General features: G+C 34.0%; 15 protein-coding genes. 8 read left to right on the top strand and 7 right to left on the bottom strand.

What is annotated here, in order from left to right; genetic code table 11:
- Positions 1–22: 22 nt before the first annotated feature.
- Positions 23–1,120, bottom strand: a complete 1,098-nt coding sequence (gene dinB / locus ACFQ1R_RS09865; RefSeq protein WP_379926003.1) for a DNA polymerase IV — start codon at positions 1,118–1,120, stop codon at positions 23–25.
- A gap of 78 nt (positions 1,121–1,198) precedes the next feature.
- Here dinB and ACFQ1R_RS09860 point away from each other — a divergent pair, with 78 nt between their 5' ends.
- From ACFQ1R_RS09860 to ACFQ1R_RS09850, 3 genes are read left to right on the top strand one after another with little or no spacing between them, the layout of a single operon-like run.
- On the top strand, positions 1,199–1,666 hold the full coding sequence (locus ACFQ1R_RS09860; RefSeq protein WP_379926002.1) for a CYTH domain-containing protein: 468 nt from the start codon (positions 1,199–1,201) through the stop codon (positions 1,664–1,666).
- 23 nt (positions 1,667–1,689) lie between these two features.
- Positions 1,690–2,223 (top strand): YciI family protein, encoded by a 534-nt coding sequence (locus ACFQ1R_RS09855; RefSeq protein ID WP_379926001.1) that lies wholly within the window; start codon positions 1,690–1,692, stop codon positions 2,221–2,223.
- On the top strand, positions 2,223–3,092 hold the full coding sequence (locus tag ACFQ1R_RS09850) for an endonuclease/exonuclease/phosphatase family protein (RefSeq protein ID WP_379926000.1): 870 nt from the start codon (positions 2,223–2,225) through the stop codon (positions 3,090–3,092). Before ACFQ1R_RS09855 ends, ACFQ1R_RS09850 begins: the two co-directional genes overlap by 1 nt.
- A gap of 2 nt (positions 3,093–3,094) precedes the next feature.
- Here the strand turns inward: ACFQ1R_RS09850 and ACFQ1R_RS09845 are convergent, their stop codons facing one another.
- The 4 genes from ACFQ1R_RS09845 to ACFQ1R_RS09830 form a co-directional block, all read right to left on the bottom strand.
- Positions 3,095–4,033 carry an endonuclease/exonuclease/phosphatase family protein gene (locus tag ACFQ1R_RS09845; protein ID WP_379925999.1) on the bottom strand — a complete coding sequence of 313 codons (939 nt, stop codon included), beginning with the start codon at positions 4,031–4,033 and terminating at the stop codon, positions 3,095–3,097.
- Between the two features lie 33 nt (positions 4,034–4,066).
- On the bottom strand, positions 4,067–6,418 hold the full coding sequence (pbpC, locus tag ACFQ1R_RS09840; RefSeq protein ID WP_379925998.1) for a penicillin-binding protein 1C: 2,352 nt from the start codon (positions 6,416–6,418) through the stop codon (positions 4,067–4,069).
- A 159-nt stretch (positions 6,419–6,577) separates the two neighbouring features.
- Positions 6,578–6,889 (bottom strand): antibiotic biosynthesis monooxygenase family protein, encoded by a 312-nt coding sequence (locus ACFQ1R_RS09835; RefSeq protein WP_379925997.1) that lies wholly within the window; start codon positions 6,887–6,889, stop codon positions 6,578–6,580.
- Between the two features lie 3 nt (positions 6,890–6,892).
- Positions 6,893–12,457, bottom strand: a complete 5,565-nt coding sequence (locus ACFQ1R_RS09830) for an alpha-2-macroglobulin family protein (RefSeq protein ID WP_449288662.1) — start codon at positions 12,455–12,457, stop codon at positions 6,893–6,895.
- A gap of 217 nt (positions 12,458–12,674) precedes the next feature.
- On the opposite strand from ACFQ1R_RS09830, the gene amaB reads away from it, so the two are divergent.
- Positions 12,675–14,228 carry an L-piperidine-6-carboxylate dehydrogenase gene (gene amaB / locus ACFQ1R_RS09825; protein WP_379925995.1) on the top strand — a complete coding sequence of 518 codons (1,554 nt, stop codon included), beginning with the start codon at positions 12,675–12,677 and terminating at the stop codon, positions 14,226–14,228.
- Between the two features lie 156 nt (positions 14,229–14,384).
- Here amaB and ACFQ1R_RS09820 read toward each other — a convergent pair whose 3' ends face one another.
- Positions 14,385–15,518 (bottom strand): ATP-binding protein, encoded by a 1,134-nt coding sequence (locus ACFQ1R_RS09820; RefSeq protein WP_379925994.1) that lies wholly within the window; start codon positions 15,516–15,518, stop codon positions 14,385–14,387.
- 38 nt (positions 15,519–15,556) lie between these two features.
- Positions 15,557–16,309, bottom strand: coding sequence for an SDR family NAD(P)-dependent oxidoreductase (locus ACFQ1R_RS09815; RefSeq protein WP_379925993.1), 753 nt, complete (start codon positions 16,307–16,309; stop codon positions 15,557–15,559).
- A gap of 221 nt (positions 16,310–16,530) precedes the next feature.
- On the opposite strand from ACFQ1R_RS09815, the gene ACFQ1R_RS09810 reads away from it, so the two are divergent.
- The 4 genes from ACFQ1R_RS09810 (at position 16,531) to ACFQ1R_RS09795 (ending at position 21,151) form a co-directional block, all read left to right on the top strand.
- Complete coding sequence (locus tag ACFQ1R_RS09810; protein WP_379925992.1) at positions 16,531–17,535, top strand: AAA family ATPase; 1,005 nt, start codon at positions 16,531–16,533, stop codon at positions 17,533–17,535.
- Between the two features lie 76 nt (positions 17,536–17,611).
- Complete coding sequence (locus tag ACFQ1R_RS09805) at positions 17,612–18,478, top strand: DUF58 domain-containing protein (protein ID WP_379925991.1); 867 nt, start codon at positions 17,612–17,614, stop codon at positions 18,476–18,478.
- Positions 18,479–18,485: 7 nt separating this feature from the next.
- Positions 18,486–20,144, top strand: coding sequence for a BatD family protein (locus ACFQ1R_RS09800; protein ID WP_379926330.1), 1,659 nt, complete (start codon positions 18,486–18,488; stop codon positions 20,142–20,144).
- Positions 20,144–21,151, top strand: a complete 1,008-nt coding sequence (locus ACFQ1R_RS09795; protein WP_379925990.1) for a vWA domain-containing protein — start codon at positions 20,144–20,146, stop codon at positions 21,149–21,151. The genes ACFQ1R_RS09800 and ACFQ1R_RS09795 overlap by 1 nt, the downstream gene beginning before the upstream one ends.
- Positions 21,152–21,173: the final 22 nt, after the last annotated feature.

Genomic DNA, 21,173 nt, shown 5'->3' with positions numbered 1-21,173 from the left:
TACAGTTGTAGATGGCTTTTTTTTAAAAGTCAAACTTCAATTGTACACTAACCTGTTTTTGTTCGGGTGTTTTTTTTGTTTCTGTATTTAAGTTAGACATCGAAATACCTAGCAATCGTACAGAATTACTTAGTTTTTCCTGATATAGTAAGTCTTTGGCTGTTTCCAAAATCAATGCTTTATCACTTATAAAATACTGAAGTGTTTTGCTTCGGGTTTGCAATGTAAAATCGCTATATTTTATTTTTAAAGTCACCGTTTTACCTGATACTTTACTTTTTAAAAGTCTGCGCGATACTTCATCTGCAATGCGTTCTAATTTTTCAAGCATAAACACTTCGCTTGATAGGTTTTCATTAAATGTACGTTCGGCTGCTAAACTTTTTCTTATACGGTTTGGTTTTACTTCACTTGTATGAATACCTCTTACTACGTAATAATAATACCTACCAGATTTCCCAAAGTGTTCATCTAAATAGGCTATCGATTTTAGTTTTAAATCTTTTCCAGTAAAAATGCCTAATTGATACATTTTTTCGGCAGTTACTTTACCTACACCATAAAATTTTCTGATGTCAAGTGCTTCTAAAAAAGGAATAACATCTTCAGGATTTACGGTTTTTTGTCCGTTAGGTTTATTATAATCACTCGCAACTTTTGCTATAAATTTATTGATAGAAATACCTGCGGAAGCCGTTAAGCCAACTTCATTAAAAATACGTTCTCTAATTTCTTTAGCTAATAACGAGGCACTTGGGTTACCTTTTTTGTTGTTGGTTACATCCAAATAAGCTTCATCTAAAGAAAGTGGTTCAACCAAATCTGTGTAGTCTAAAAATATTTTCCGAATTTTTTTCGAAATTTCAGCATAACGTTCAAATCGTGGTCTTACAAAAATAAGTTCAGGACACAATTTTATAGCTAAATTTCCTGCCATAGCACTTTTTACCCCAAATTTTCTGGCTTCATAACTGGCAGCACTAATAACACCACGTTTTTCGCTACCACCAACCGCAACTGGTTTTCCCTTAAGTTCAGGATTATCCATTATTTCAACCGACGCATAAAATGCATCCATATCTACATGAATAATTTTTCGTATTGGTAAATCGCTTAACATACCGTAAATTTAGGCATTAAATGCCATTATTGTATTGGTGCTTTCAACAAGTAAATTAATTAAAAACTAGCATAATTAATGATTGAAATTGAACGTAAATTTTTAGTAACTGCTGAAGCATATAAAACCGAAGCCTTCAAAAGCACCAGAATTATTCAAGGGTTTTTAAACACTGATAAAGAACGAACTGTAAGAGTTAGGTTGAAAGGAAATACAGGTTTTATAACAGTAAAAGGAGCTTCAACAAATGATGGTTTGTCTCGTTTTGAATGGGAAAAGGAGATTTTAAAAGAAGAAGCCGAAGCACTTTTAAAACTTTGTGAGGTAGGCGTTATAGATAAAATACGGTATGAGGTAAACGTTGGAAACCATATATTTGAAGTTGACGAATTTTATGGTGACAATGAAGGTTTAGTTGTAGCTGAAGTTGAACTTAAAGCCGAAATGGAAGCATTCAAAAAACCAAATTGGTTAGGAAAAGAAGTAACGGGCAATATAAAATATTATAATTCGCAGTTAAGTAAACATCCTTTTAAAAGTTGGTAACGTACATTATTAAAACAAAATAGATGAAAAAAATAGTAGTAATATGTTTAACAATTTTAGTAATTGTTTCATGTAAAAAAATTGAAAAAGAAAAAGTAAACGCAACAGAAATACAAGAAGAAGTTAATGATACTATCATGGAAAACGTTGCAGAATTACCCACAAAAAAATCTATTAAAGATTTAAAAGAAGAACTTAATGCAAAAGGATTTCAAACCTTTGATTATGTAGACGAGAAAACCAAAGACACCATTTTAATGCAACAATATTTTATGGCATTTTTGAAAAGTGGAGCAATTCGTTCGCAAAATGAAGAAGAAGCAGCACTTTTGCAAAAAGAACATTTAGCACATTTAAAAAAAATGTACGAGTTAGGATATGCCGATATTTCTGGACCTTTTGGAGATAAAGGAAACATTAGAGGGATAACCATATATAACGTGCCAACCCTTAAAATGGCCGATAGTTTAGCCAATGCAGACCCAATGGTAAAAGCAGGACGTTTGGTTATAGAAATGCATCCTTGGTGGGCAGCAAAAGGCTATCAACTTAGGTAATGTTTAAAATTTTAAAAATTCTTTACTGGATTTTTAATGTTGTAGTAATTACAGCATTATTGGCAATACATTTTGTTTTAAAAGAACGTAGTTATACAGATTCTATTAACTTTTATGCACGTCCTTTACCCTTAATAATACTAATAGTTGTGCTACTATCATTATTTATTAAGAAACGAAAGTATCATTTAATATTAGCAGGTATTTTACTTGTTATTTGGTTAGGAAGAAGTTTTAAAATACACATTCCAGAAACTATTAATGCATCCGATTTAGAAGTTGTTTTTTGGAATGCTTCGCGCGAAAATGGTTTTGAAGAAGCATTTATTGAAAGTGAAAGTGTGCCAGATGTGTTGGTTTTAGTAGAATCTGAAAAAAATAACCTTGAAAAACTTCAATCAAAATATCCAAATTATTTTTTTTATAAGCTAAAAAACGAAATATATATTTTTTCCAAAGCAGAGATCAATATCAAGTCTGAAAACACATCAAAATACAATTCTACAGTTATAAATTTTAATACAAAAGGGATTAATTTTTACGCAGTTGATGCTACTGGAAGTTTTGATGTGCCTAGAAGCTGGGAATTTGCTTTTATTAATGCAATTATTAAAAAAGAGCCAAAAACCATTGTTTTAGGCGATTTTAATGTGCCTTTTGAATCTAAACATTTAAATAAAATGAAAACCGCTTTTAACCATGCTTTTAATAAAAAGGGGAATGGTTTTAGAGAAACGTGGTTTTGGAATTTACCACTACTTTCACTAGACCATATTTGGGTTTCAAAAGATTTGAAAATTTTAAAAACTCAAAAAATTGGCACCTTTAAATCAGACCATAGCATGCTTAAAACGTATGTTAAATATTAGTTTTATAAGTTCAATTGAATCCACATAGGTCGATGATCAGACATGTAATATTTCAAATATTTTTTAAAATTTGAAACATTGGATTGCCATAAATCTGGAAACATAGCCGAATCGAAATCGAATACACCGTTGGCAGTAATTTTAGATTTCAATGATGGTAAAAATGCAATTTGGTCGTACTGTTTATCATCATTTATGTTGGAATAAATTTGAGTAGAATGGTCTGGAAGTTGTAAACCACGTTTCATTAAAGCATCATAGGTTTGGTCGCCTTGTTCAATTTTAGGAATATTAAAATCGCCCATAGTAATAATATTTTTTGAAAAGGCGTATTTGGAATTTTTACGTAAATCGGCATAACGCGAAATAGCAAAAGCTTCTAACGAGCGTCTTTCTACATCTGCCTTTTTTTCACTTCCAAAAAAGGAATGTACTGTTATAAAAATAAGTTTGTGGTTTTTCCATTGAAAAGAACATAAATATGGGTTTCTATCAAAACCTGTAAACTTTGTTTTTACGCCATCTAATTTTATGTGTTTGTAATCTTTTGGTGGAATAGAAATTTCAGCAACCAATTGTAATCTATCAATTTTTTGATTATCGAATATAAAAGCAGAGCGTTCATTATTGCCACCTGCATCCGAAAAAATTAAATCATAATGGTTTGGTAATTCTAACTCAATGTTATTTAAGCCTTCCAAATTATCGTTTGCTTCTTGTATTGCAATTACATCAAACCAGCTAATTATTTCTGCAATAAGTTTATAATGCTCGTTCCATCGTTTTTGCAAGCCAAGGTTGGCAATATTCCAAGTGGCAATTAAAAGTTTATCGTTAGTTTTTTCAGGAATATGGCGTTTGCTTTTATGGGTTTTTAGGTTTTGAATCTCGGTATTGATGTCGAAATTATATACAAAATTTGGTTTAGGAAATGCTGGCATGTTATAATGGTTTGGTTTACATAAAGTTACAAATTATTTTGAGATAGTTATCCTTCTTTTTGCTTCATTTCCAAATTCATCAACAACGGTTATCATGTGGTCGCCTTGTTTGGGAACGACTAATAATTCGTGAATATCTGTAGTGCTTCCTACAAAGGCATCATCCAGATACCAAAACAACGTAGATTCGGGTTTGGAGTGGGCTATTTTCAGTATTAAATCATTGGCTTTTCCATCAAAATCTTTTGCTAGAAATATATGATTGTTTTCTTCGGGGTATATAAACTCCATAGTAATAACACTTTCACCCAGACAATCGCTTCTAAATTTTGGCAGCGGCTTGTAAAATGGGTTTTTGGTTTTATAATAATATGCCATTAATGGCGGTAATACAAACCACGATTTATTGTGAATATTACTTAAATTTTCACATGAGGTATTTACTTGAAACGTTTCCGTATTATCTAAATGAATCAAGATGTGAAACGGACAAGGTTTCGTTTTTAATCCACTTAATTGAATAAATTTTGTTTCAACTTCGTCGCAATTTTGAGACGCTCTGTAACCGCTTTTTTTGCAGATTTCAACTTCCTGCATTTCATCAAAAGGTTTTGAAAACCAATCGGTTTTGGGTAGCACATCAAAAACATCAAACAACATAGGAGCTGCAGCTTGCACGCCAACTAAACCAGGTCTGCCTTCGCCATCGGCATTTCCAACCCAAACCCCTACCACATAATCTTTAGTGGTGCCAATAGCCCAAGCATCACGAAACCCAAAACTGGTGCCTGTTTTCCATGCTATTTGCTTGGAACCATCAAAAAATTCCCAATTTTCATCACCTTCCGGTCGGTTTACTTCTTTTAGACTCTCATAGGTTAAATAAATGGAAGCAGCATCAAAAAGTGTTTTTTCAGTTGATTTTTTTCCAAAGTCAAGTGTTTCTGAGGCTAAAAAAGTGGGTTCGCAAAATTCATTGGAAAAATATTCACTAGAAGTTTCAGAAAAATGATTTAAGGTGGAAGATAGTGCAGCATAACTTTTGCATAAATCCCATAAATTACTTTCGGCACCACCTAAAATAAGCGATAACCCATAATGATTGGCGTCGTATTTTAAATCGTTGAGTCGCAATGTTTTTAAATAATGATGAAATCGATTCAAACCAAATTCTTGAAGCATTCTTACCGAAGGCACATTTAATGAGCGCGACAACGCTCTGCTTGCTGGTACAGCACCGTCATAGGTTTGGTTATAATTTTCGGGGTTGTAACTTCCAAATTGTGTGGGTACATCGGCCACCAAGGTGTTTTGCAACATATCGCCCGCATCAAGCATTGCCGTATATAAAAAAGGCTTTAAAATACTGCCAGTACTACGAGGTTTATCTATAACATCTACATCTTTTTGGTGCGCTTTATCGGTAGGTGTATTTCCAACATACGCTAAAACTTTTCGGGTTTTTACATCTAAAACCAAAACAGCAGCGTTGTAAATTTCGTTTTGACTTAATTGGTTGTAATGGCTTTGAACGATTCTGTTAACACGTTCTTGCAAGCGCATATCTATAGAAGTTTGAATGCGTTTTCCGTTATAAGTTTTTGAAACTTTTTGAAGCAAATGTGGTGCTATTTGGGGCAATGGATATGGCTTTTCTGGAATATCTTCTGCAATTGATAATTGATAGGTTAACTTATCAATCACACCATTTTGAAAAAGCTTTTTAAGAAGCATATTTCGTTTTTTTATTAACTGCTCATGATTTTTTCCTGGATAAATGAGGCTTGGAGCATTTGGCAACACAGCAAGTAAAGTGCTTTCTGCCCACGAAAGTTGGTTGGCACTTCTATTAAAATAACGCCACGAAGCAGCATCTAACCCAACAACATTACCGCCAAAAGGCGCGTTACTGCTGTAATAAGCTAATATTCGGTTTTTTGAAGCTCGAAGTTCTAATCGGGTAGCCAGCAGAATTTCAATACATTTTTCAAAATAGGTGCGTTTTTTATTTTTTCGGGATAAACGAATTACTTGTTGTGTTATCGTACTGCCACCACGTTTTACATTGCCAGATTTAAGGTTATCGCGTAATGCCTTAAAAATGGAGATAGGATTAAAACCGGGATGTTTATAAAAGTATTCATCTTCAAATTGAATAATACAGGTTTCAAATTTTTTAGGAACGGTGTCGTTTTGTGGGAAACGCCATTGGCCATCTTTTGCTATTTGGGCTCCTAAAAGTTCTTTGTTTTTACTGGTAATTACGGTGGCCGTTGGATCTTTAAATAGTTGCCAAGGCAAACAAAAGTAATAGGCAATTAAAACAACCAGAATAACTGCTGATTTAATTTTATTGCGTTTTATATAGACTATTATTTTGTTCATGGTATTGGAAGACCTCACAGGTTTTTAAAACCTGTAAGGTCTAAATTTTAGAATATCATTACAAGTAGAAACGATATCACAATCTGTTTATTTAAATGTAAAATATTTAATTATAAAGATTACTTCAGTCATGCTTCCTTCGTAATGACGTTACTTGTTTTATTTGTTAAACTCATACTCACGTTCAACCTTACAAATTTTCACCTTGTACCAACTGTACCAATCTTGTCGTCCTTTTTGTTGTGCCACCAAATGGTCCGTTTGTTGTTTCCAAGTTTTTATAGCTTCTAAGCTTTCCCAATAACTAATAGTAATTCCAACTGTATTTCTGGCACTATCCATGCCTAAATAGCCTTTCTGTTGTTTTGCTAAAGTTTCCATTTTTTCTGCCATATCGCTGTATCCTTCAACATTTTCATTTTGGGTTGAAGTGAAAATGACTGCGTAATAGGGTTTGAAATCTTCTTTCATTTTTTATTTTTCAACAGTTATCCATTGCCCTTTTGTTCTTACCAAAAAGTCGTTATCATACATCGCTTCCGCTTGAATACCTGGTAAATAATACGTTCCTAAATACGAAGCATTCAACATTACATTAAACGTTTTTGTACTGTGTTTTCCTTTTTGGGATAAATCGAAATAGAAATTCACTCGGTCGTCGCGTATATCGGTATAGCGTGATTGACTTGTAACGGTATCGCCAAAATCTGTAAAACGGGTGTTTACAATTTCCCATCCTGAAGGGAAAATTTGAGTTAAAGCCACATTTTGAATGTTATAATCTTTAAGGTTGCTTACACTTACTGAAGCTACAAAATCTTGCCCTTGCTGTAATTTTGAAATATCCATTTTATTACCTTTTAAGTCCTTGTAAATTACAGACACACTCAAACCACGCTGTTCGGCTATTTCTTCTCCTAAGGGTAATTTGCCAGCGTTTAGAACACGTACATACACCACATTGTCTTTATGGTTAGTTAATGACAATGCATTATTGCCTTCAACAATTTTTAAACTACGCTGTGCAATAGCGTTTTTGGATGTTATGGTTTCAGTTTTTCCATTCAAGGTATAGCTTACTTGCAATGCTTTGCCGCCGTTTGCTTTCACCATTTTAGCCATGGCTAATAAACTGTAGGCTGTGGTTTGTGTACTCATCCAGGTATCGTTCGATAAGTCTTTTGCAATGGTTTCTGCAAGTCCGCGCATTTTAGAACTTTTGGTAAGCACCATCGTTTCTAAAGCCATCGCTCTGTTTCTATCAACCGATCCATACGTGTAATAATTATATTTTTGTGGTTGAAAATTAATATTGGCAGTGCTAGAAATTTGAGAACTAGCTTCTTTTTGTCCTGCCAAAGCATAGGCTGCTGCTAGTCGCCATTTGGCTTCGTTGGATATTTCGGTAAATTCACGTAGTCGGTTCATGGCTGCTAAATCGGCATTTCCAGCTAAAGCCAAGGTGTATAATCTGTAAGCTTGAGCCAAATCGGAATTATAACTTCTATAACTTGGGCGCCAATCTCTAGCAGCTTGCTTTTGGTAACGCAACCAATTGGTTTTAAACGTTAAAGGTAATACAAAACCTTTCTTTTCGGCCTCTAACATAAAATGCCCTATGTAACTTGTAGACCAGTCATCGGCAGTTGTTTCACCCATCCAATAACTCATACCGCCGTTGGGTTGTTGAAAATGTCCTAATCTGGTAATACCTTTTTTAATATTACTTTCAATGGCTTGTTTTTTATCATACGTTAAATCGAAAATATCGTTTAAGAATAACTGCGGAAACACGCTCGACGTTGTTTGTTCTGCACATCCATGAGGATATTGAATTAGATAATCCAATCGGCGTGAAAAATCCATAGGAGGTAAGGTTGAAAATTCGATGGTTGCCGAATTGGTTCCTGTAACACCAAAGGTTGAAAAATCAAGTGTTTCGTTTGCATTGGCATTTAATGTTTCATCAAGCGATTTGGATGTTATTGGATTAGGATTAAAAACATCCAATTCTACTTTATAGGTTGATTTTTCACCATTTCCTGTCGCAATAACTTCCACTGTATTGATGCCTTTTGCTTTGCTAACATCCAATTCAAAATAGGTCATTTGTTCATCGGGTTTTGAAAACGATAGATTTTTTGTTTTCTCCCCAACTACCGAAATGCCGTTGCTTAATTTAAGACTAATCGTAACATTTTTCACTTTGTTTTCCATAGCAAAAACAGTTACTGGCAGTGTTACTTTTTCACCGGGGCTTAATTTCCGCGGAAGCGTAGCCAATACCATTAATGGTTTTTTAACTTCAACCGATTTGTCTGTGCTTCCATAGGCTTTGGTGGTATGGTTTCCAGCAATAACCATGGTTCTTACCGCACCAATATAGTTGGGTAATTTGATGTTGTGCTTTTTGGTTTCGCCTGCTTTTAATGTAAACGGACCCAAATAGGTTACAACGGGTTTAAAACGGTTTGCTTTTTTGTTTTTTCCTGCTGTGGCATTGCCATCACCACCAATTGCAAATACTTGGTCTATGCTACCGGAGTATGCACCAATAACATCATCAAAAACATCCCAAGTTTTCACACCCAATGCTTCACGTGCATAAAATTCATCCCACGCATTTGGTGTTTTAAAACGAGTTAAATCCAATAAGCCTTCTTCAACAACCGCAACAGTATAGGTCATGGCTTTTTTGTTTTTTTCTGACACATATATATCAAAAGCCTGTTCTGGTCGCAATGTTTCAGGCATTTTTAATTGTGGCTGTAATATGGTACTTGGGTCTTTAACAAGTATTGGAATAACGCCATATAAACGAATTGGTAAATCGTTGGCAGTAATGGCATGTGGTTGTAAAAGTGAAATATTGATGAATACGTTTGGCGCCATATCATCGGTTATTGGAATTTCAACCATTGTTTCACCTTGTTTTGTTTTTATCCATTTGAAATTTAAAACTTCAGTGCCATTTTCAACACTTACCAAGGCGCGCCCTTCACTACCCGATTTGAATTTAATTTTAGCTGTTTCACCAACATGATACTGTTCTTTATCTGCTGAAAAAACTAACATTTTTGCCGCTTCTTTATCACCTGCGGGCACATACCAATTTTTGTAAAAATAGGCGGTTTCACCTGTAGAATGACCACTTTCAGGATCTGTAACTCTTATTAGATAACGCCCACGTTCGTTATCAGGAATATTTAATTTGAAACTGGCTTTTCCATTAGTATCTGTATTAATTTTGGTATCGTAAAACGGTTTATGGTAGCTGCTTGATACGTAACTGGACAAATTATCATACGATGAATTCCACCACCATCGCCATTCAATTTTATACACTTTTACCTCCACATTACTGCGTTTTACGGGTTTGCCGTTGGCATTTACAATCACCACATCAAACATTTGATTTTCGTCGGTAGAAAAGGCGCCATAATCATTTCCTTTTGGGGCATGTAAACCAACAAACGATTCGTAAGGTGCGTATTGTTTGGTAAAGGCATCCATGGAAAAATCGCCGCCATTCTCAAAAGCTCGGGCTAAAAACTGCACCTGCAACATACCTGGGGCATTTTTACTAATTTCCATTTTTTTGTTAATTTTTGCTAATCCATCAGCGTCAACAGCACCTTCAAACACAGTGATTTCTTCAGTCTCAAATTGTTTGCTTGGGTCGTTAAAAACATAGCCTTTATAGTTTTTAAACGACGTTTTAGTACTGCTAAATTTCGCTTTAATTTCAGCTTTTAAGTTTTTACCGGGTGCACCGTGAAGCCATTTTACATCAAGAGTTCCCTTTAATGGCTCTTTTTTGGTAAGAATCACATTTTCAAAATCTATTTTTATTTTTAAGCGATTGGGTTTAACGGTTTCAATTTTTAAATCTTTATAAAATGTTGCGCCACCAAGTGATACTTTGGCTTTATAGTTTCCTGTTTTATCTTCGGTAGCTGTTGGTACCGTAAATTTGTAGAAGTTATTAACGTTATATAATGTAACTTTTTTATAAATAAGTTTGCCATACGGATCTGTAATTTCCATTTTAACGGGATGGCCTTTTGGTAACGGATTTGTAAAATCATTCAAAATAAAAGTTAGGTGCAAGGTATCTCCAGGTCGCCAAACACCACGTTCACCATAAATGTAGCCTTTAAGTCCGCGTTGTATTTTGCTACCAGCAACATCAAATTTACTTAACGATAGCGAGTTGCCATCTGCCAGTTTGATGTAGGTTTTGTTTTTCCCTTTTGAAACAATGGCAAATGCAGCATTTTTGTTTAAATCAACCAATGTTAACCCTTCATTATCAGTTATGGTGCTTGCTAATTCTTGTTGCTGAAAATTATAAAGTTTTACCGTAGCGCCCGCTTCTGGACTGGTAGTTAAAATATTAGTAACTGCAAAATAATATGAATTGTTTGACCCTTGTTTTACAATAACACCAATATTTGAAGCCAATAAATTTTGAGTTACTATTCTTGATTCGTTATAGTAGGCATTATGGCATGGGTTGTTTTCTTCACGCCAGTTATAGCTATAGTTTTTGTAGCGATATATTAGATTATCCCAATAAGCCTGCTCGCGTAATTCTTCATTTTCTGGTGTGTTACTTTCATTGTCATCATTGTCATAATATTCATCCTCGTAGTATTCATCTTCATTATTTTCAGAATTTGAAATGGCGCTATTTTCATCACAATTGTATAATGAAAAGTTTTTGTTAAAACTTACTTCTACACGGTAAATAGCACCGGGATCTGCTTTAAAAAATTTGGATAAATCTATACTGTAGGCTTTCCATTTACCTGTGTTTTCTATTTCAGATTGCAGTTGAATGGTTTGTTTTGCTATACGGCGACCTACTTGCCGAACATTATAGGAGTTGGCATCATTCAACTCATTGTCTTGTAAAAATTGAAGTACGTTATTTTCAAAAATCTTGATAATTCTAACATCTACGGCTTTTAAATTAACTGCTTCAAAATTAAATTTCAATTCTTGTGAATTTGGCAAAATAGTACCATTGTTTAATAAGCGTACTTGAGGCTTTAATTCTTCAAAAGCAATAAATTCAGAAAATTGTTTTTTAAGCTTAAAACCATCGGTATTTGCTATACCTCTATATATATCAACTTGAATATTTCCAGTTAATCGACTTTCTGGATATACTTTTAAAACATTACCATCAACAATATATTTAGGGTTTTTTACACCTTGAAGCGTTACCAAACCATCAAAATTTTGTTGTTTTTTTAGTGGATCGGAAAAGTTAATTGACAAACATTGTTCTGGAGCTTGAATCACTTCTACATTTACAATAGTGAAGTTATTAATCCCTGGGATAAATACTTTATTTTCTCCTTTGTTATCCGCTTTTATGGCAGCACCATCCCATTTTATAAGAACTTCGCTATCTTCAATTTTTCGATGGATGCTATCAATTTTAAACTCAAAGATTTTAGAATGATTAGTAGCTTCGTTAAACGCAATTGAAAGTTTTTTATCAGCTTGAAAAGCTTCAACCAATTTTTTTGCATCGTTAAGCGATATTACATCGGCCGAACGAAGTACCGCTTCTAAATACTGCCAATTCTTACTATACGATTGTAAATTATTGGTTTCAATACTAAAATTTGGTGTTATGGTTTTAAATTGAAAGGTGTACGTTTCAAATTCCTTGGAAATTTTTTTGTAAATGTCTTTTAAATTAACACTTACGGTATATTCTGTTGAAGGTTCCAAATGCTCGTCAGGTATAAAAAGGAGTGCATGGTTGTTTGCTACTGTTAATTTTCCTTGAACATGGGGCGTAATGGTAATGAGGTTTTCTGTTAATTCTTTGCCCGTTTCCCAGCCATTAACTTCCTTCGCTAAATTAATTTCGACAGGGTCGGCAACCGATACTAACCCAGATGTTGTATAGCTTATATACTCTCTAAACTTGAATAAATTATCGGTTTCAACTTCTTTCTTTTTGCAGGATACCACTAAGAAGATTAACATTGCGAAGGTGAAAAGCTTTTTGAACGACATAGAATGCTGATTTTTTTTGAACGATGAAATTTACGAAAAGAAAGCGTAGGTTGTTTCTTGTTAAGAAAAGTACGGAAGATTTTATGAAATAAGATTTTAGTTTAGCGTTAAATTGTTCTTAAAGTTACGTTTTTTATAAGGTTAGTCAATTTAAAAAAAGTGATTATATATTAGTATCTTTACTTTTTACTAAATAATTCGCAAATATTCAATATATATGAGTACAATTTCTGCAAATTTCGGAATTGAAAAAACTTTAAACCTATTAGGAGTTAAGCATATAAATGAAGGCACATCTACAGGCCTTAATAATTTTTCGTCAGGAGATGTTTTAGAATCCTATTCACCGGTGGACGGAAAATTAATTGGAAAAGTAGCCACCACCACCAAAGAAGATTATGAAAAAGTGATGGATGCAGCTACCAAGGCTTTTAAAACTTGGAGATTGATGCCTGCGCCACAACGTGGAGAAATTGTACGCCAATTTGGTGATAAACTCCGAGAAAAAAAAGAAGCCTTAGGAAAACTGGTTTCCTATGAAATGGGGAAATCGTACCAAGAAGGGTTGGGCGAGGTTCAAGAAATGATAGATATTTGCGATTTTGCTGTTGGCTTATCGCGCCAGCTTCATGGGTTAACCATGCATTCAGAGCGTCCAGGACACCGGATGTACGAGCAATACCATCCTTTGGGTGTAGTTGGTATTATTTCAGCATTCAATTTTCCCGTGGCTGTTTGGGCGTGGAATACCGCATTGGCTTGGGTTTGTGGCGATGTTACCGTTTGGAAACCCAGCGAAAAAGCACCACTTTGCGGAATCGCTTGCCAAAATATAGCAGCCGAAGTTTTTAAAACAAACAACTTGCCCGAAGGCATTTCGTGCTTAATAAATGGCGATTCTAAAGTTGGTGAATTTATGACGAAAGATACTCAGATTCCATTAATTTCCGCAACAGGTTCTACCCGTATGGGTAAAATGGTGGCACAAGCTGTTGCAGGTCGTTTAGGTAAAAGTTTATTAGAATTAGGAGGAAACAATGCCATTATTATAACACCAGATGCCGATATAAAAATGACAGTTATTGGTGCCGTTTTTGGTGCTGTTGGTACCTGCGGACAACGTTGTACTTCAACACGTAGGTTAATTATTCATGAGTCTATTTATGACAAGGTGAAAACTGCAGTTACCGATGCGTACAAACAACTTCGAATAGGCAATCCTTTGGATGAAAAAAATCATGTTGGCCCTTTAATTGATACCGATGCTGTAAAAATGTATGAAAATGCATTAATTAAAGTGGTTGAAGAAGGCGGAAACATTATTGTTGAAGGTGGCGTATTGCGTGGAGCAGGTTACGAAAGTGGCTGTTACGTAAAACCAGCCATTGCCGAAGCAAAACCCGAATTTAAAATTGTGCAGCACGAAACCTTTGCGCCTGTTTTATACTTGTTAAAATATTCGGGTGATGTTGAAAATGCCATTGAAATTCAAAACAATGTTGCTCAAGGATTGTCTTCAGCTATTATGACGAACAATTTACGTGAAGCAGAGCGTTTTCTATCGGTTTCTGGCTCCGATTGTGGTATTGCCAACGTGAATATAGGAACTTCAGGTGCTGAAATTGGAGGTGCTTTTGGTGGCGAAAAGGAAACAGGTGGCGGTCGTGAATCTGGTAGTGATGCTTGGAAAGTATATATGCGTCGACAAACAAATACTATTAACTACACAACAGAATTACCTTTGGCACAAGGCATTAAATTTGATTTGTAAACTAGAGAAAATAAAAAACCCTGCTTCAATGCCGAGTATTTCGGGAGAGACAGGGTTTATATCTTAAAAAGATTAATAGCGAGACAAATATATGTTTTATTTCGTGAGAAAAAAAGCACTAAAGTTATTTTAAGGTTAAATTAATTTAAAATTCGATTAACTGTATTTCACCTTTCTTAAAACACGCATTGCCTCTTTATGTAAGTGGTATAATTCATCACTATATGCTCTTAAATAGGATTTAGCTTCTTCTAGTTTATCAATGGCTTCATGAAATAAATTGAGGTAACAAATAAGGTAAGTTACAGGCAAATTTTTTAAATCTGCTTCTTCAGCTTTTGTAAATGTTTGTCCTTTTTTAAGCTTTTCTAAAATGGCATTTGTAGTATTGTATATGTGATGAAGCACTTTCTTATCGTATTGTGGTGCTTCAAATAATAGTTTTGTTTCAATAGTGTAGTTCGCATTATTTTCAAAATTAATAATGGTTTCCTCTAATTGATAATATTTATTAGAATTTTGAAAACCAAGATTTACATATTCAATAATTTTAAATGAATCTTCATCAATAAAAATGGCAACTTCATCTAAAGCCGAAAAAAACAAGCGTACTTGCTCGTTAATTAATTCAATATCAACTCTAGAAAAGAAGGTTTCATGTTTTACAACCTTTTTTTGTCCTGCCCAACATACTACAAAATATTCTTTAAAAACCTTGTATTTTGGGTTATAGTCTTTTCGGTTATTCATAAAATCGAAAACACCTTTTAGTGTATGTTCAATATTGTTTTGCGAATTGTTTTCAATAGCTTCAACAATTTTAGAATTGATGTCTTTTATTTCAATATCAAATACTTTTGGCATACTCATGCTACCATCTCTAAAAAACACCGAACCGCCATAATATTTCCAAATGTTTTTACGTAACGATGTAATTTTTCCTGTTGGGCGAATGGTAACTAGACCAACAACTTTATGGTCTGGTAGATGCGGAAATGGAATGTTTTCGTATTGAACAATAGGCGGATTGGTTAAATAGGCATTGATGAGGTTTTGAATTTTACTATCGTCAAAAAAATCGACACCAACTATATCATTATCAACATCTTCAACGCCAATAACAATATAGGAATTGTTTTTTGGGTTGCTGTTTGAAAGGGCACAAATGTGTTTTAAAAACTTCGCTTTTCCTTCTTTAAAACTGATATCAATCTTACGCTTTTTATCATAAAAGCTGTTTTCATCGTTATGCGATAATAAGTTTTTTATGAGGAGGCGTTTGTTGATCATTTTTTGTTTCCGCTAAGGTGAAAATCTTAAGGTTTGTGTTAACTATTTTTTTTCAACGTAAAAGCGTTAGCCTGCGCCGTTGGAAACACTAATAAATCTGCAATATTTACATGGTTTGGTCGCGACACAACAAAGTATATAATTTCTGCAATATCTTCAGCTTGTAGCGCATCAAAACCTTGGTAAACAGCATCAGCTTTTTTATCGCCTTTAAAACGTACTTGCGAAAATTCAGTTTGTACCAAGCCAGGACTAATAGCACCAACTTTTATTCCAAACGGATTTAAATCAATACGCATGCCTTCAGTAATTGCTAATACCGCATGTTTACTAGCACAATATACATTTCCGTTAGGGTAAACTTGCTTGCCTGCCGATGAGCCAATATTGATGATGTGACCAGATTTTCGTTCGGTCATTTGGGGTATAATAGCTTTACTTACGTACAGCAACCCTTTTACATTTATATCCATCATGGCATCCCAATCGTCAATATCACCTTCGTTTATAGGGTCTAAACCATGTGCATTTCCTGCATTGTTTATTAAAATATCTATAGTTTTAAAACCTTCAGGTATCGATTTGATGGCTTTAAACGTTTCTGTTTTATCTTTAACATCAAAATTTAATATATGCACATTGGTTAGCTTTTCTAAAGCTTCTTTAATGGTATTAAGCCTATCTAAGCGTCTGCCACATAAAACCAAATTGATACCATGTTTTGCAAATTCATAAGCTGTAGCATGACCAATACCACTTGTAGCACCAGTAATTAAGGCTGTTTTTGTCATTATATTTTAATCTTATTATTTTAATTATGTATAAAAATACTTAAAACTTGTTTTAATATTAAAAAAGTGGTAGTTATAGTTTTATTAAACGCTATTTTTAACCTATTATTAACGGGAAATCCAAATTATTTTAACCAATATTTAACAGCGTTCAAAGAAAAATTTTAACAATTTGCATGCCTCAAATATGCTTACTATATTCGGGCTTTTAAAAATAAAACATGATGGAAGATACTGGTACAATTGATATTAAGACAATTAACGAGAAAATTGAAAGAGAGAGTGCTTTTGTTGATTTACTAATGCTTGAGATGAACAAGGTTATTGTTGGTCAAAAACACATGGTTGAACGTTTGCTTATAGGTTTGCTTGGTCAAGGACATATTTTACTTGAAGGTGTTCCTGGTTTAGCAAAAACCTTAGCTATAAATACCTTGGCACAAGCGGTTGATGGTAGCTTTAGCAGAATACAATTTACCCCCGATTTATTACCTGCCGATGTAACCGGTACATTAATTTACAACATGAAGGTTAACGATTTCTCCATCAAGAAAGGACCAATTTTTGCAAACTTTGTGTTGGCAGATGAGATTAACCGTGCACCAGCAAAAGTGCAATCGGCATTACTTGAGGCAATGCAAGAAAAGCAGGTAACCATTGGTGATGAAACTTTTAAATTGGACAAACCATTTTTAGTAATGGCAACCCAAAACCCAGTAGAGCAAGAAGGAACCTATCCATTGCCAGAAGCGCAAGTAGACCGTTTTATGCTTAAAACAGTAATTGATTACCCAAAAATAGCCGAAGAACAATTAATTATGCGCGCAAACATGAAAGGCGCTTGGGATAAAGTAAATGCAGTTGTTTCCGTTGAACAAATTTTGAAAGCACAATCTGCTGTTCGTGAGGTGTATATGGACGAGAAAATTGAAAAATACATTCTCGATATTATTTTTGCAACACGTTACCCAGAAAAATACAAACTTGCCGATTTAAAACCACTTATTTCTTTTGGCGCATCGCCTCGTGGAAGTATCAATTTAGCTACTGCAGCAAAATGTTATGCGTTCATTAAACGTCGGGGTTATGTAATTCCAGAAGATGTTCGTGCCGTAGTTTATGATGTATTAAGACACAGAATTGGCATTACTTATGAAGCGGAAGCTGAAAATGTAACGTCGGTAGACATCATCAACAAAATAGTAAACGAAATAGAAGTACCTTAAAATTGACAATTGATAATTGACAATTGATTATTAAGTGAAAATTAATCAATAAAAATATTCAATAGACAATTGAAAAATGGATACTAAAGAATTACTAAAAAAAGTACGAAAAATAGAAATCAAGACACGTCGTTTGTCTGATCATATTTTTGGAGGCGAATACCATTCTACCTTCAAAGGGAAAGGTATGACTTTTAGTGAAGTTCGCCAGTACCAATTTGGTGATGATGTTAGAAATATCGATTGGAACGTTACAGCACGTTACAACGAACCTTTTGTAAAAGTTTTTGAAGAAGAACGCGAGCTTACCATGATGCTTATGGTTGATGTTTCGGGTTCTGAATTATTTGGTACTGAACAACAATTTAAAAATGAGGTAGTTACCGAAATAGCTGCAACCTTAGCATTTTCGGCAACACAAAATAACGATAAAATAGGTTTAATTCTTTTTTCCGATAAGGTTGAACTTTATATTCCACCAAAAAAAGGACGCTCGCATGTACTTCGTATTATTCGCGAGTTGATAGAATTTGAACCAGAAAGCAAACAAACCAATTTAGCCGAAGCTTTAAAATTCATGCAAAACGTGATGAAGAAAAAAGCGATTGTGTTTGTACTGTCTGATTTTATTGCAGACGATTACCATCAAACCATGAAAATTGTTTCAGGTAAGCACGATGTTACAGGTATTCGAGTATATGACAAACGTGAAGAGGAAATTCCAAATTTAGGTCTTGTTCAAATGCAAGATGAAGAAACGGGCGAGTTGATGCTGGTAAACACAGCATCAAAAAAAGTACGTTTAAATTATGGTAAGTTTTACCAAGAAAAAGTAGATTATTACAAAGAAAGCTTCAATAAATCGGGTGCAGGAAGTATTGATTGCAGAGTTGATGAAAGCTATGTTAAGAAACTATTGGGCTATTTTAAAAGAAGAGGATAAACAAGTTATGAATTACGAATTACGAGTTATGAATATGAAAACGATGGTCTTTGGTCTTCGGTCTTCGGTCTTTTTTACTTTCGTTTTTGTTCTTTCATCTTGCTTCTCATTTTCTCAAGTAAAAACCTCTATCGATTCAACAAAAATCAAAATTGGCGCACAAATTACCTATAAAATTGAAGTAGAGGCCAAAGCCAATAGCTTGGTGGTTTTCCCCGAAGGGCAAACATTTTCACCACTAGAAATGATAGAATCTTATGCTGTTGATACCATTAAAAAGAACGATAAATACAACCTTATAAAAAAATATGGGTTAACCCAATTCGATTCTGGTAAATACACAATTCCAAGGCAAAAAATTATTATTGGCGATAAAACATTTTTTACCGATTCGTTAAAAGTTGAGGTAAATAATGTGGTTATTGATACCACAAAACAAGGACTTTACGATATAAAACCCATTATTGAAGTTAAAAAACAAGGTAGCGATTGGTGGAAATATCTATTACTAACACTTTTAATACTAGGCATCGTTGGTTTTTTAATGTATTGGTTTATTTGGCGAAAAAAACCATTAACTGAAGAAGAAGAAATAGCCCTTTTACCGCCTTACGATCGTGCGAAGTTAGCTTTAAAAAAGCTGGATGAAAGTCATTATTTGCAAACCGATTCTATCAAAGAATATTACTCTGAGTTAACCTTCATCATCCGTAAATATCTAGACGAAAAAGTATATGACCGTGCTTTAGAAAGTACAACAGACGAGCTTATTAGTAGACTTCATTTACTAAAAGAAGGCAATCAAATTGAATTGAGTAAAGAAGATATTAGAAACTTAGAAAGTATTTTAAAGCGTGCCGATTTAGTAAAATTTGCAAAATCTGGCGTTGATGTAGAGCTTGCTAAAATGGATAGAAATACCATTGACATTGAAATTGACCACGTTAAAGAAGCACTTCCAGAACCAACCGAAGAAGAAAAGCTTTTAGATGAAGCTTACCGTGAAACTTTAGAACGTAAAAAGAAACGTAAAAAAATAATCATTACCGTAGTAATTGGTCTGTTTTTATTAATGGCAACATTTGTTGGTTTTGGTTTAAAATATGGTTTCAACTATGTAAAAGATACCATTATTGGGCACGATAGCGTAGAGCTTTTAGAAGGCGAATGGGTAACCAGCGAATATGGTTTTCCACCCGTTACTATTTCTACACCAAAAGTTTTAACGCGTGATTTGAATGGAAGTTCAGAAAACGAAAAGGCAACAATAACAAGCTTTTATTACGGTAGTATGATTGACTTTTTTGTTATTGACGTCACAAATATTAGAGCAAAACAAAATGTTTCAAAGGAAAATATTGATTTGAAATTAGCACAAGAAGAAGCACTTAAAAAGCTTGAACAAGCTGGAGCAACAAATATTGTTGTAAAAAGTGAAAAATTTGTAACACCTAATGGTGCCGAAGGTTTAAAAACCTATGGTTCAGTGGATTTACCTGAGCCTAATAAGGCAGAAACTATAAAGGGAGAATATGTTGTTCTGCATTTTTCTGCCGATAATATTTTGCAAAGAATTTCAATGGTTTGGAAACAAGATAACATCTATTCTAAACAGATTATTGAGCGTATTTTAAATTCAGTAGAACTTAAAAAAGCAGAAGAATAATGTTTGAAGGCGTAGAGTTTGTAAATAAACAATGGTTTTGGGCACTTTTAGTGCTTCCAATTGCTATTGTATGGTATTTATTTAAACACAAAAAACAAACTGCAGAACTTAAAATATCCAGTTTAAAAGGTTTTAAATTAACCAGTTCAGTATTGCCAAAATTAAAACACGGCTTGTTTATTTTACGATTGTTGGCAATAGCTTTACTTATAACGGCATTAGCAAGACCACAAACGGTTGATGTTTCTTCAAAAACAAAAACTACACGCGGTATTGATATTGTTATGGCAATTGATGTTTCAGCAAGTATGTTGGCTAAAGATTTATCACCAAATAGATTGGAAGCTTTAAAAAATGTTGCGGCAGAATTTATAAAAGGCAGGCCAAACGATAGAATAGGTTTAGTAGAATATGCAGGTGAAAGTTATACAAGAACGCCAGTAACGAGCGATAAATCTATCGTGTTACGTTCGTTAAAAGACATTCAATACAATACCATTATTGAAGGAGGAACAGCAGTAGGAATGGGTTTGGCAACTGCTGTAAACCGTTTAAAAGACAGTAAAGCAAAAAGTAAAGTAATTATTTTACTAACAGATGGTGTAAACAATACAGGTTTTATAGACCCTAAAATAGCCAGTGAATTAGCTATAGAATATGGTATTAAAACATATACAATAGGTTTAGGTACAAATGGTATGGCGCTATCGCCAGTGGCTTTAGACCCACGAACTGGTGGTTTCCAATATGCACGCGTGCAAGTAGAAATTGATGAGGTTTTACTTAAAGAAATTGCTGCAGTTACAGGTGGAAAATATTTTAGAGCAACCAATAATAAAAAGCTTGAAGAAATATATAGTGAAATTAATAAGCTTGAAAAAACAGATGTAGAGGAATTTAAATATTACAATCATCAAGAAAAGTTTAGACCCCTAGTATTATTAGCAGGTTTATTATTACTGATAGAATTTTTACTAAGAAACACACTTTTTAGAAGTTTTATTTAGAAGGAAGTATGTCGGGTCGACG

Source organism: Mariniflexile jejuense (assembly GCF_042675665.1).
GTDB lineage: Bacteria > Bacteroidota > Bacteroidia > Flavobacteriales > Flavobacteriaceae > Mariniflexile > Mariniflexile jejuense.
This window is presented reverse-complemented; position numbering and strand designations above follow the sequence as displayed.

Excerpts from the sequence above, each read along its gene's own strand:
- dinB (WP_379926003.1), bottom strand. The coding sequence starts at position 1,120 with ATGTTAAGCGATTTACCAATACGAAAAATTATTCATGTAGATATGGAT.
- ACFQ1R_RS09860 (WP_379926002.1), top strand. The coding sequence starts at position 1,199 with ATGATTGAAATTGAACGTAAATTTTTAGTAACTGCTGAAGCATATAAA.
- ACFQ1R_RS09855 (WP_379926001.1), top strand. The coding sequence starts at position 1,690 with ATGAAAAAAATAGTAGTAATATGTTTAACAATTTTAGTAATTGTTTCA.
- ACFQ1R_RS09850 (WP_379926000.1), top strand. The coding sequence starts at position 2,223 with ATGTTTAAAATTTTAAAAATTCTTTACTGGATTTTTAATGTTGTAGTA.
- ACFQ1R_RS09845 (WP_379925999.1), bottom strand. The coding sequence starts at position 4,033 with ATGCCAGCATTTCCTAAACCAAATTTTGTATATAATTTCGACATCAAT.
- pbpC (WP_379925998.1), bottom strand. The coding sequence starts at position 6,418 with ATGAACAAAATAATAGTCTATATAAAACGCAATAAAATTAAATCAGCA.
- ACFQ1R_RS09835 (WP_379925997.1), bottom strand. The coding sequence starts at position 6,889 with ATGAAAGAAGATTTCAAACCCTATTACGCAGTCATTTTCACTTCAACC.
- ACFQ1R_RS09830 (WP_449288662.1), bottom strand. The coding sequence starts at position 12,457 with ATGTCGTTCAAAAAGCTTTTCACCTTCGCAATGTTAATCTTCTTAGTG.
- amaB (WP_379925995.1), top strand. The coding sequence starts at position 12,675 with ATGAGTACAATTTCTGCAAATTTCGGAATTGAAAAAACTTTAAACCTA.
- ACFQ1R_RS09820 (WP_379925994.1), bottom strand. The coding sequence starts at position 15,518 with ATGATCAACAAACGCCTCCTCATAAAAAACTTATTATCGCATAACGAT.
- ACFQ1R_RS09815 (WP_379925993.1), bottom strand. The coding sequence starts at position 16,309 with ATGACAAAAACAGCCTTAATTACTGGTGCTACAAGTGGTATTGGTCAT.
- ACFQ1R_RS09810 (WP_379925992.1), top strand. The coding sequence starts at position 16,531 with ATGATGGAAGATACTGGTACAATTGATATTAAGACAATTAACGAGAAA.
- ACFQ1R_RS09805 (WP_379925991.1), top strand. The coding sequence starts at position 17,612 with ATGGATACTAAAGAATTACTAAAAAAAGTACGAAAAATAGAAATCAAG.
- ACFQ1R_RS09800 (WP_379926330.1), top strand. The coding sequence starts at position 18,486 with ATGAATTACGAATTACGAGTTATGAATATGAAAACGATGGTCTTTGGT.
- ACFQ1R_RS09795 (WP_379925990.1), top strand. The coding sequence starts at position 20,144 with ATGTTTGAAGGCGTAGAGTTTGTAAATAAACAATGGTTTTGGGCACTT.